An 11832-nucleotide genomic window follows, 5' to 3' on the forward strand; every position below is an offset into this window, starting at 1 on the left:
AGAGGATATTATGATTCAACCCCAAATTGAAGCCAAGTTGGTCGATACTTTTGCTCCTGTGTATCTTAAGGTAATCAATGAAAGTTACATGCACAATGTACCTCCCGGTTCTGAAAGCCACTTCAAAGTTGTTATTGTCAGTGCGCAATTTGAAGGGCAACGACTTATTACTCGACACCGTGCTGTAAATCAGTGTTTAGCCGACGAGTTGGCAAATCATATTCATGCACTTGCAATTCATACTTATACCGAATCAGAGTGGCAGCAACAGGTGAATGCGCCAGCATCGCCACAATGCCATGGTGGCTCAACACTCGATAAGTGATAAGCGTAGTTATTTGACAAAAGCCGTTAACAAAACGGCTTTTTTTATGCCATTTTGAAAGGGTTACAATGCTAGCTGTGACTGATTAGGTGTATGAATATAATGTTAATAACATAATCTAAATAATACCGACTTTCTTATGGTTGATAATAAGTTTGTCATTATGTTGAAAACATGTGCTGATGAGTGGTGTTTTTTACGGCATTGTTAATGAAATGATTGTTTTTTAAAATTCATATTTATGTAAAAATATTCTGTAAATGTGCAGTTGATCATATTTCTCAGTTAATAAATCTATTGCGTCTTGTTTGTTGCTTGGTTTTCACTCGGAATCGCGTGGATTACCATAGAAAAAACGAGTTAATTAGTGGTAGAATCGCGGGCTGAAAAATTACTTGCTCATTGATGTTTGTAGCGAGATAGTTAACTGGATGTTGCGATACAGAGTCGTTTAGTGATTGTTGTCACTGCCTGTTCATCGATATCAGGCCAAGGAACGTAGTGTCTTAATTACGCAATATGAAAATTCTTTTTTCCCTTTAATGTAGTGCAAGTGCGTATGATTACAATAAAAAAGGGTTTGGATATCCCCATCTCAGGGACTCCAGCCCAGGCGATACACGATGGCAATGCCATTTCTAAAGTCGCCTTGCTTGGCGAAGAATATGTTGGTATGCGTCCTACAATGCATACTCGCGTAGGGGATGTAGTGAAAAAAGGTCAGGTTCTTTTTGAAGATAAAAAGAATCCGGGTGTTAAATTCACTGCTCCAGCTAGCGGCAAGGTAGTTGAAGTTAACCGTGGTGCTAAACGCATTCTACAATCAGTGGTTATTGATGTAGAAGGTAATGAGCAGATCACGTTTAACAAATATGAATCAACGCAATTAGCACAATTAGATCGTGCGGTTGTGGTTGATCAATTAGTTGAATCAGGTATGTGGACAGCGCTTCGTACGCGCCCGTTTAGCAAAGTACCTGCTGTTGGCTCAGAATCGAAAGCGATTTTTGTTACTGCGATGGATACTAATCCGCTAGCAGCTAACCCAGAAATTATCATCAATGAGCAAAGTGATGCATTCATTGCTGGTCTAACTGTGCTTTCTCGTTTGACTAGTGGCAAAGTTTACGTGTGTAAATCAGGTGCAAGCCTGCCTCGTTCTGCGCAAGCAAATGTTGAAGAGCACGTATTTAACGGTCCACACCCAGCAGGTTTAGCCGGTACACATATTCATATGTTGTTCGGTGCTGATGCCAACAATATTGCATGGAATATCAATTACCAAGACGTGATTGCGTTTGGTCAGTTATTCCTTACTGGTGAAATTTTCACTGATCGTGTGGTTGCGCTTGCTGGTCCTGTTGTGACTAACCCACGTTTAGTACGTACACAAATTGGTGCATCTATTACTGATCTAACCGATTCAGAAATGATGCCAGGCCAAATTCGTGTGCTATCAGGTTCAGTGCTTAATGGTGTGAAAGCGGAAGGTGTCCATGGATACCTTGGTCGTTACCACTTACAAGTTTCTGCACTACGTGAAGGCTATGAAAAAGAATTCTTAGGTTGGATTGCTCCTGGTAAGAATAAGTTTTCTGTTACTCGCGCATTTATGAGCCAGTTCTTCCCTGGTCAGTTGTTCAATATGACAACAACGACTAACGGTAGTGAGCGTGCAATGGTACCAATCGGTAATTACGAAAAAGTAATGCCGCTTGATATTGAGCCAACATTATTACTGCGTGATTTATGCGCTGGTGATATTGACAGTGCACAACAGTTGGGCTTACTAGAATTAGATGAAGAAGATCTAGCTTTATGTACGTTCGTGTGTCCTGGTAAATATGAGTTTGGTCCAATGCTTCGTGAGTGTTTGGACAAAATTGAGAAGGAAGGGTAATTCATGGGTTTCAAGAATTTCCTCGAAGATATCGAGCACCACTTTGAACCAGGTGGTAAGCATGAGCGTTGGTTTGCGTTATATGAAGCGTTTGCCACTCTTATGTATACGCCAGGCCAAGTGACGCGTTCATCTGCGCACGTGCGTGACAGTATCGATCTAAAACGTATCATGATCATGGTATGGTTTGCGGTTTTCCCAGCAATGTTCTGGGGTATGTACAACGTGGGTGATCAAGCGATTGCTGGTCTTAACCACTTATACACTGCAGACAAACTAACAGCAGTGATTGCTGCTGACTGGCATTACTGGTTTACCCAAATGCTTGGCGGTACGCTATCGGCGTCTGCTGGTTGGGGTAGCAAGATGCTCCTAGGTGCAACATATTTCCTTCCAATCTACGCAGTAGTATTTGCGGTAGGTGGTTTCTGGGAAGTGTTGTTCTGTATGGTGCGTAAGCACGAAGTTAACGAAGGTTTCTTCGTAACCTCAATCTTATTTGCTTTGATCGTTCCGCCAACACTACCACTTTGGCAAGCAGCTTTAGGTATTACCTTTGGTGTTGTTGTCGCAAAAGAAATTTTTGGTGGTACCGGTCGTAACTTCCTTAACCCAGCACTTGCTGGTCGTGCTTTCCTATTCTTCGCATACCCAGGTCAGATTTCTGGCGACCTAGTATGGAATGCGGCGGATGGTTTCTCTGGTGCGACACCACTAAGTCAGTGGTCTCAAGGTGGTCAAGCAGACGTAGTTAACACTATTACTGGTCAATCAATCACTTGGATGGACGCTTTCGTTGGTCATCTTCCAGGTTCAATTGGTGAAGTATCAACACTAGCTATCCTTATTGGTGGCGCATTTATTGTTATTATGGGCATTGCTTCATGGCGTATTATCGCTGGTACAATGATCGGTATGATCGTTGCTGCAACCCTGTTTAACATTATTGGTTCAGATACGAACCCAATGTTCAACATGCCTTGGCAGTGGCACCTAGTTCTTGGTGGCTTCGCGTTTGGTATGATGTTTATGGCGACAGACCCAGTATCAGCTGCGTTCACCAATAAAGCAAAATGGTGGTATGGCGCATTGATCGGTGCAATGGCTGTAATGGTACGTGTAGTTAACCCTGCATATCCAGAAGGTATGATGCTAGCGATTCTATTTGCTAACCTATTTGCACCTCTATTTGACAACCTAGTTGTTCAAGGCAACATCAAACGGAGACTGGCTCGTCATGGCAAGTAATAAGGATAGCTTCTCAAGAACGCTGATTTTTGTAGTGGTATTGAGTCTTGTATGTTCAATTATCGTATCTACAGCAGCCGTTGTTCTACGTCCTAAGCAACAAGAAAATGCGGTACTAGACGTACAACGCAATATTCTTGCTGTTGCAGGTCTGCTAAATAAAGACACTAACATCAAGCAAACGTACAACCAGTTTATCGAGCCTAAGCTTGTAAATATTAAAACTGGTAACTACGTTGCTGAAGTTGATGGTGAAAATGCAGATAAATACAATCAACGTGCTGCTGCGAAAAATCCAGCCGAATCTATTGCGCTTCCAGCCAATGAAGATTTCGCGAAGATTATTCGTCGTGCAAACGTCGCGACTGTATATCTTGTAAAAGATGCTGCTGGTAAGTTAACTAAAGTTATTTTACCTATTCACGGTAACGGTTTATGGTCAATGATGTATGCATTCGTTGCGGTTGCAACCGATGGTAATACTATTGATGGCATCACTTACTACGATCAGGCGGAAACTCCTGGACTAGGTGGTGAAGTTGAAAACCCAACATGGCGTGAGCAGTTTGTTGGTAAGAAGTTGTACGATATGAACTTCAAACCTGCAATTAAAATCCTTAAAGGTGGTGCACCTGTAGGTACTGATCACCAAGTTGATGGTCTTTCTGGTGCAACGCTAACAAGTAACGGCGTACAGCATACCTTCGATTTCTGGTTCGGTGCACAGGGCTTTGGTCCTTACCTTGCTAAGTTACGTGCAGGAGATCTGAATAATGGCTGATACTAAAGAAATGAAAAAGATCCTATTTGGACCTTTTATCAGCAATAACCCAATTGCATTACAAATTCTTGGTGTTTGTTCAGCGTTAGCGGTAACTACTAAGTTAGAAACTGCGTTTGTAATGACAATTGCAGTAACATTGGTAACTGCATTTTCGAACTTCTTCGTATCATTAGTTCGTAATCAAATTCCAAACAGCGTGCGTATTATTGCGCAAATGGCGATTATCGCATCATTGGTAATTGTGGTTGACGAAGTATTACGTGCATACCTTTACGATGTATCAAAGCAACTGTCTGTATTCGTTGGTTTGATCATTACTAACTGTATCGTAATGGGTCGTGCGGAAGCATATGCAATGAAATCAGCACCAGTACCAGCATTTATTGATGGTATCGGTAACGGTTTAGGTTACGGTTTTGTACTTATTACTGTGGCTTTCTTCCGTGAGCTTTTAGGCTCAGGTAAGTTATTTGGTATGCAGGTATTGCCACTGGCTTCTGATGGCGGTTGGTATCACCCGAACGGTCTAATGCTGTTGGCTCCTTCTGCGTTCTTCCTAATTGGTTTCATGATCTGGATTATTCGTACTTTACGTCCAGAACAAGTAGAAGCGAAGGAGTAAGAGGAATATGGAACATTATATTAGCCTATTGATTCGCTCGATCTTTATCGAGAACATGGCATTATCTTTCTTCTTGGGTATGTGTACTTTCTTAGCTGTGTCTAAGAAAGTTAAGACCTCTTTTGGTCTAGGTGTTGCGGTAATCGTAGTACTGACACTATCTGTACCGTTAAACAATCTTGTGTACAACTATGTACTTAAAGATGGTGCAATTTTCCCAGGTGTTGACCTTAGCTTCTTGAACTTTATTACGTTCATTGGTGTGATCGCAGCATTGGTTCAGATCCTTGAAATGGTTCTTGATCGCTTCTTCCCGCCACTATACAACGCGCTAGGTATTTTCTTACCGTTGATCACAGTTAACTGTGCAATCTTCGGTGGTGTATCTTTCATGGTGCAGCGTGATTACAACTTCACAGAATCAATCGTCTATGGCTTCGGCTCTGGTGTTGGTTGGATGTTGGCAATTGTTGCGCTTGCGGGTATCCGTGAGAAGATGAAATACTCAGATGTACCTGCGGGTCTTCGTGGTTTAGGTATTACCTTTATCACTGTTGGTCTTATGGCGTTAGGCTTTATGTCTTTCTCTGGCGTACAGCTGTAATCAGGATAAGGAAGGAATAGTCAATGGATATTATTCTTGGCGTAGGCATGTTTACCTTGATTATCCTGGCTCTAGTTTTAGTGATTTTATTCGCTAAATCTAAGCTAGTACCATCAGGTGACATTACTATCTCAGTAAACGGCGATCCAGAAAAAGCGATCACTACAGGTGCGGGCGGTAAACTACTGAATGCACTTTCTGCTAACGGTATTTTCGTATCATCAGCATGTGGTGGCGGTGGCTCTTGTGGTCAGTGTCGTGTAAAAGTTAAATCTGGCGGTGGTGATATTCTACCAACAGAACTTGATCACATTTCTAAAGGTGAAGCACGTGAAGGCGAACGTCTAGCGTGTCAGGTTAACGTTAAATCTGACATGGGCATCGAGCTTCCTGAAGAAATTTTTGGTGTGAAGAAGTGGGAATGTTCTGTTATTTCTAACGATAACAAAGCAACCTTTATCAAAGAGCTTAAGCTTCAAATTCCTGATGGCGAAACAGTACCTTTCCGTGCTGGTGGTTACATTCAGATTGAAGCACCTGCTCACCACATCAAATACTCAGACTTTGATGTACCAGAAGAGTACCGTGGCGACTGGGATAAGTTTAACTTGTTCCGCTACGAGTCTAAGGTTGATGAAGATATCATTCGTGCTTACTCAATGGCTAACTACCCAGAAGAGTTCGGTATTATTATGCTAAACGTGCGTATTGCTACGCCGCCGCCTAATAATCCAGACGTTGCTCCTGGTCAAATGTCATCATTCATCTGGTCACTTAAAGAAGGTGACAAGTGTACTATTTCTGGTCCTTTCGGTGAGTTCTTCGCGAAAGATACTGAAAATGAAATGGTATTCGTTGGTGGTGGTGCAGGTATGGCGCCAATGCGTTCACATATCTTTGACCAACTTAAGCGTCTACACTCTAAGCGTAAGATGTCTTACTGGTACGGTGCACGTTCTAAGCGTGAAATGTTCTATGAAGAAGATTTCGATACCTTAGCTGCTGAAAACCCTAACTTCGTGTGGCATTGTGCATTGTCTGATCCACAGCCTGAAGATAACTGGGATGGCTACACTGGCTTTATTCACAATGTTCTTTATGAAAACTACTTACGTGATCATGAAGCACCAGAAGATTGTGAGTACTACATGTGTGGTCCACCAATGATGAACGCAGCTGTTATCAGCATGCTAAAAGATCTTGGTGTTGAAGATGAAAACATCCTATTGGATGATTTCGGTGGCTAATCGTTAGCCCTTCACCTTGCAAGAAGGCTGGCCTTTAAGGCCAGCCTTTTTCATTATTAATGCATAGTAATGTTATTTTTATTGTGGTTATTGTCGGTTAGTAATGACTAACTATCGTCACTAGAGTAAAAATCACCTTTATTTCATTGGAGTAGTTGAATGAAAATGTTCCTTATTCGGGCTGTGTTTGTCTTCACAGCACTATTGTCAGTTAGCGGGTGTAGTGATCAGCGCCAGCAAATCACCATTAATGGCTCGACAATGGGAACCTATTATTCAATTAAAATAATTAACCAACAAGGTTTGCCGCCAGCAAAAGAGATTCAACAAGAAATTGATCGACGCTTAGAGTTAGTCAACGATCAAATGTCGACTTACCGTCCACAATCTGAATTGAGTTTATTTAACAAAGCACCGGCGAATAAACCGTTTCCTGTATCAGCAGCAACCGCTAAAGTGATCGCTGAAGCCCTACGCATATCTAAAGTCAGCAATGGCGCTTATGATGTAACCGTTGGCCCTGTGGTTAATTTGTGGAGCTTTGGCCCTGAAGCACGCCCAGAATCGATTCCAACCGATAAAGATATTAAAAAGCGGTTGTCAGAAGTGGGTTATCAACATTTACAAGTGTTAGCGGGCAATAAGCTGGTTAAAGATGAAGCTAAACTGTATGTTGATTTATCTTCTATCGCAAAAGGCTATGGGGTCGATGTGGTTGCTGATTATCTAAAAGACGATCTGCATGTCAAAAACTTTATGGTCGATGTTGGTGGTGAATTACGCCTACAAGGCAAAAATAAAGCCAATGTGTTATGGCGCATTGCGGTTGAAAAACCGGTTGAAAACGAACGGGCAGTGCAAGAAATTCTGCAAGCGGGTAATATGGCGATAGCAACATCGGGTGATTATCGTAATTACTTTGATGATAATGGGGTTCGTTACTCGCATCTGATTAATCCTAAAACTGGCCGTCCAATTGATAATCATGTGGTGTCAGTAACGGTTATTGCACCGTCATGCATGACAGCGGATGCTTACGCGACGACATTCTCTGTCATGGGAGAGGATGAATCAATTGCATTAGCAAACCAACAAAATATTCCTGTAATGTTGATTGTAAAAACCAAAGATGGCTTTGTTGAATACAAATCAAATACCTTTGAGCAATACGTAGATAAAAAATAATAGAGGCATCTATGGCAACTTATTTAGTAACATTTGCTGTTTTTCTACTGGTTATTATCGCAATGGCCGTAGGATATATTTTTCAACGTAAATCAGTAAGCGGTAGTTGTGGTGGCCTAGATGGGATTGGGATAGCCAAAGAATGTGATTGCCCTGAACCTTGTGACGCGCGTAAAAAGCGTGAAGCGCGCGCAGCACGCCAAGCTGAATGGAAAAAGAATCAGATTATCTAATCAACTTTAACATTTAAGTAAGTAACTACTCACATTGAAGCCTAAGTATGACAGAAGCACTGTTGTACTTGGGTTTTTTTATGGGTGTTATTTTAGTTAAGATCAAGACTACGAGGATTTGAGCAGATATACCTTAAAATATACCATTAATGATGACTATTAAGGAAAATAGATTATTGCGATATTTACTGCTATTAAGTAAATTGGCGTATAATGGCTGTATATAAAAACAGTTATTTATTGTGTTCACTGATGAGTACTTGCTGTGATTAATCCATTGCCAAGCCAACGTAAGATAATTCATGTCGATATGGATTGCTTTTACGCTGCTGTTGAAATGCGTGATAACCCTGCTTTACGTGATGTTCCGATAGCTATCGGTGGCCGTTCAGAACAACGTGGGGTAGTGAGTACCTGTAATTATTTAGCCCGTAAATATGGTATTCATTCAGCGATGCCGACAGCACAAGCAATGAAATTATGTCCACATTTAACCTTAGTGCGTGGTCGCATGGAGGTTTATCGTCAAGTGTCACACCAAATACGAGCTATTTTTGCGCGTTATACTGATAAAATAGAGCCATTGTCATTGGATGAAGCGTATTTAGATGTCAGTGATTGTGAGATGTTACATGGTTCTGCAACCCTAATTGCATTAGATATTCGTAAAGCGATTGAGAATGAACTTAATCTTACCGCTTCAGCAGGAATTGCGCCGATAAAGTTTATTGCAAAAGTGGCGTCAGATCTCAATAAGCCTAATGGTCAATATGTGGTAACGCCTGAACAAGTCGATGATTTTGTAGCGGATTTGAAACTTGAAAAAATCCCTGGTGTAGGAAAAGTCACCATTCAAAAATTGCATCAGCTAGGTTTGTATGTTGGCCGAGATGTCCAAAATTATGAACAACAACAGTTATTACAACAGTTTGGTAAGTTTGGTCAATCATTGTGGCTGCGTGCTCATGGTATTGATGAGCGTGAAGTGATTGTTGAACGACAGCGTAAGTCTGTTGGGGTTGAGCGAACGTTCCATAAAAATATCGCGAGTTATGATCAATGCTGGCAGGTGATTGAGCACTTACATTCAGAATTAGAGCAGCGGTTACATAAGGTGCGACCACAATTAAATATCGCTAAGCAAGGGATCAAACTGAAATTTGCGGATTTTCAGCAAACAACCGTTGAACACAGTTGCCCTAAACTGGATAAACAGCAATTTATGCCATTATTAACGGAAGCACTTACTCGTCAACAAGGGCGAGAAATTCGTTTAATTGGATTAAGTGTTGGTTTAGAACAAGGATTAAAGGCGCAGCAGTTATCGTTTGGTTTTTGATTGTAAGAAAGATTGAATAATAAAAAACGGACCCAAGGTCCGTTTTTTAATGGGTTATCACTTTAACTCTGTGAGTTATTTTTTAACGGGAATATTTTTTAGAACTGCTAACATTTGATCCCAGAACATTTGTACCGTATCAATTTTCACTTTCTCATCAGGTGAGTGTGGGAACTTGATTGTTGGACCAAATGATAACATGTCCATTTCTGGGTAAGGTTCTTTAAATAGACCACACTCAAGACCCGCATGGATCACCATGATATTAGGTTTATTGCCGTACATTTGTTGGTAGGTATCACGGAAAACTTGCATGATTTCTGAATCAGCATCAGGTTTCCAACCAGGATATGCGCCAGCGACTTCACACTTAGCACCAGCAAGCGCTGCTAGTGATTGCAACATGCCTTCAACGTAGCTACGGCCTGAGTCGATCAATGAACGAATAAGGCATAGGATAGTAACTTTGTCTGCTTCTGTAGTGATCACGCCCATGTTTAATGAGGTTTCAACCACACCTTCAATATCATCGCTCATGCGAATAACACCGTTCGGACAAACGTTTAAAATATTCATTAAACGAGTTTGATCAGCAGTAACGATGACATCAGCAGGAGTGGTACATGCTTCAGTAAAGAAGGTTAGATCCGTTTCAACATGACCCAATTCTGCTTTAGCAATTTGAAGGTATTCAGCAAATAAAGTATTTAGTTTGTCGACATTTGCTGTTGGTAATGTTGCAATAACTGTCGCTTCACGAGGTAAGGCATTACGTAGGCTACCACCAGTGAAGTTATTGATACGTAGACCAAGCTCATCAGCATGGTCAACAAAGAAACGTGCCATTAATTTATTAGCATTACCACGGCCGGTATGAATATCACAGCCAGAGTGACCGCCTTTTAGGCCTTTAACAACCAGTTTAATCGCTTGATGATCTGTAGGAATTGCTTCGCGTTGAATATCAACGGTTAATGCAGCGTCAACACCGCCAGCACAACCCATGTAAACTTCACCTTCTTGCTCTGAATCGGTATTCAAAAGAATATCGCCTTCAAGCCAACCGGCTTCTAAGCCAAAAGCACCTGTCATGCCAGCTTCTTCATCAATCGTCAGTAATACTTCTAACGGGCCATGTTCGATGTCTTTAGCTGCTAAAATTGCTAGACATGTTGCCATGCCCATACCGTTATCAGCACCTAATGTTGTACCTGTTGCAGTTACCCATTCGCCATCGATGAAAGGTATGATTGGATCTTGAGTAAAGTCGTGCACTGTATCTTCATTTTTTTGCGGCACCATATCAATGTGCGCTTGAAGTACAACCCCTTTACGGTTTTCCATGCCAGCTGTTGCTGGTTTTTTGATAATCACGTTACCGGTATTATCACGACGAACATCAAGTCCTTCAGCTTGTGCGAAAGAGACAATGTACTGTGCCAATTGTTCTTCATATTTAGATGGATGAGGAATTGAACAAATCTTATCAAAGAAATGCCAAACAGCTTTTGGTGATAGTTGAGTAATTTCAGACACGGTAGCCTTCCTTTTATATATGAGACTGGGCTAGTGCCATTTTGTAGGGTTTTAGCCGTAAAATGACAAAATTAGGGAGCGAGTATTTTTATCGCTTTGGTTTTAGCATATCACTCTGTGTTTAGGGGAGATAGGGCAAATAATAAAATCTTATACCACCGATTTCTGCAGTTATAGTGTCAATGATGACGTGTTGAGCAACCATAACCATAGTTATGTATTTAATGTGATCAAATGTAGCAAAAAACAGCCAGCGGGATAAATGTTGCAGTATAAGCAAATAATAATGTAATAAAATTACACAAAATCCATTACTCAAGCATATTTTTCAAAAAGTGTGAGCTGGTTAAAATAAATATTGTAAGTTTATTTCTTTTTGGTTATAGTTTAGTCAGGCCACAATGACAGGCATAATAATTAACACGACATGTTCAGGATGAACCCGAGATATCGCCTCCAAGGAACCGAGAATAAGTGGGCCATGACGGCAACCCGCCAGCAATTATGTGTTGGTGTACTTATGATTAAGGTGATTTAAATGAAAATTTTTTCTTCGATGACACATTTTTGGAATAACCGTTCGGTATATACCAGTAATTTCCATTACCCAACGCCGTACCGTTATTAATAAGTTTTAATTGTTTGGTTGTTATTCAACGAGACAAAATGCAATTTTGTTCACACCCCCTTAAATTAAGAATTTCTTGATAACGCTATAGCGTTATTTATAACATTCTGCCGCCACTTCATTTTGAAGTGGCGTTTTTTTATCTGCTTTTCCCTTATTGCCGTTATTAGGTTTTATTATC

11 protein-coding genes are annotated in these 11832 nt (G+C 40.9%); 10 read left to right on the top strand and 1 reads right to left on the bottom strand.

Translation table 11 applies throughout. The features are described 5' to 3' along the window. The first annotated feature begins 10 nt into the window (after positions 1-10). The 10 genes from bolA to dinB all read left to right on the top strand — a co-directional run bounded on the left by bolA (position 11) and on the right by dinB (position 9487). Positions 11-325, top strand: coding sequence for a transcriptional regulator BolA (gene bolA / locus BTN98_RS01710; protein WP_060999568.1), 315 nt, complete (start codon positions 11-13; stop codon positions 323-325). 559 nt (positions 326-884) lie between these two features. Further along, positions 885-2225 carry a Na(+)-translocating NADH-quinone reductase subunit A gene (locus BTN98_RS01715; protein ID WP_060999570.1) on the top strand — a complete coding sequence of 447 codons (1341 nt, stop codon included), beginning with the start codon at positions 885-887 and terminating at the stop codon, positions 2223-2225. Positions 2226-2228: 3 nt separating this feature from the next. After that, positions 2229-3473 carry an NADH:ubiquinone reductase (Na(+)-transporting) subunit B gene (locus tag BTN98_RS01720; protein WP_045031167.1) on the top strand — a complete coding sequence of 415 codons (1245 nt, stop codon included), beginning with the start codon at positions 2229-2231 and terminating at the stop codon, positions 3471-3473. Further along, positions 3463-4254 (top strand): Na(+)-translocating NADH-quinone reductase subunit C, encoded by a 792-nt coding sequence (locus BTN98_RS01725; protein WP_060999499.1) that lies wholly within the window; start codon positions 3463-3465, stop codon positions 4252-4254. The genes BTN98_RS01720 and BTN98_RS01725 overlap by 11 nt, the downstream gene beginning before the upstream one ends. Further along, a complete protein-coding gene (locus BTN98_RS01730) occupies positions 4247-4879 on the top strand; it encodes an NADH:ubiquinone reductase (Na(+)-transporting) subunit D (RefSeq protein WP_060999501.1) in 633 nt (210 codons plus the stop codon). Before BTN98_RS01725 ends, BTN98_RS01730 begins: the two co-directional genes overlap by 8 nt. Positions 4880-4886: 7 nt before the next feature. Then, positions 4887-5483 (top strand): NADH:ubiquinone reductase (Na(+)-transporting) subunit E, encoded by a 597-nt coding sequence (gene nqrE, locus BTN98_RS01735; RefSeq protein ID WP_060999503.1) that lies wholly within the window; start codon positions 4887-4889, stop codon positions 5481-5483. Between the two features lie 23 nt (positions 5484-5506). Then, the gene (nqrF, locus tag BTN98_RS01740) at positions 5507-6730 is read left to right on the top strand and encodes an NADH:ubiquinone reductase (Na(+)-transporting) subunit F (RefSeq protein WP_060999505.1); all 1224 of its coding nucleotides are present in this window, start codon (positions 5507-5509) and stop codon (positions 6728-6730) included. A 159-nt stretch (positions 6731-6889) separates the two neighbouring features. After that, positions 6890-7915 (top strand): FAD:protein FMN transferase, encoded by a 1026-nt coding sequence (locus tag BTN98_RS01745; RefSeq protein WP_060999507.1) that lies wholly within the window; start codon positions 6890-6892, stop codon positions 7913-7915. Positions 7916-7926: 11 nt separating this feature from the next. After that, positions 7927-8148, top strand: a complete 222-nt coding sequence (gene nqrM / locus BTN98_RS01750) for a (Na+)-NQR maturation NqrM (protein WP_060999509.1) — start codon at positions 7927-7929, stop codon at positions 8146-8148. 265 nt (positions 8149-8413) lie between these two features. After that, positions 8414-9487, top strand: a complete 1074-nt coding sequence (gene dinB, locus BTN98_RS01755) for a DNA polymerase IV (protein ID WP_412779394.1) — start codon at positions 8414-8416, stop codon at positions 9485-9487. 75 nt (positions 9488-9562) lie between these two features. Here dinB and BTN98_RS01760 read toward each other — a convergent pair whose 3' ends face one another. Beyond that, positions 9563-11023: an aminoacyl-histidine dipeptidase gene (locus BTN98_RS01760; protein WP_060999510.1), complete on the bottom strand. Its 1461-nt coding sequence runs from the start codon at positions 11021-11023 to the stop codon at positions 9563-9565. Positions 11024-11832: the final 809 nt, after the last annotated feature.

It is taken from the genome of Photobacterium aquimaris (assembly GCF_002954455.1).
GTDB lineage: Bacteria > Pseudomonadota > Gammaproteobacteria > Enterobacterales > Vibrionaceae > Photobacterium > Photobacterium aquimaris.

Bases quoted from the DNA above. Each gene is read 5' to 3' on its own strand.
- BTN98_RS01725 (WP_060999499.1), top strand. From the start codon at position 3,463: ATGGCAAGTAATAAGGATAGCTTCTCAAGAACGCTGATTTTTGTAGTG.
- nqrF (WP_060999505.1), top strand. From the start codon at position 5,507: ATGGATATTATTCTTGGCGTAGGCATGTTTACCTTGATTATCCTGGCT.
- bolA (WP_060999568.1), top strand. From the start codon at position 11: ATGATTCAACCCCAAATTGAAGCCAAGTTGGTCGATACTTTTGCTCCT.
- nqrM (WP_060999509.1), top strand. From the start codon at position 7,927: ATGGCAACTTATTTAGTAACATTTGCTGTTTTTCTACTGGTTATTATC.
- BTN98_RS01730 (WP_060999501.1), top strand. From the start codon at position 4,247: ATGGCTGATACTAAAGAAATGAAAAAGATCCTATTTGGACCTTTTATC.
- BTN98_RS01720 (WP_045031167.1), top strand. From the start codon at position 2,229: ATGGGTTTCAAGAATTTCCTCGAAGATATCGAGCACCACTTTGAACCA.
- BTN98_RS01715 (WP_060999570.1), top strand. From the start codon at position 885: ATGATTACAATAAAAAAGGGTTTGGATATCCCCATCTCAGGGACTCCA.
- BTN98_RS01745 (WP_060999507.1), top strand. From the start codon at position 6,890: ATGAAAATGTTCCTTATTCGGGCTGTGTTTGTCTTCACAGCACTATTG.
- nqrE (WP_060999503.1), top strand. From the start codon at position 4,887: ATGGAACATTATATTAGCCTATTGATTCGCTCGATCTTTATCGAGAAC.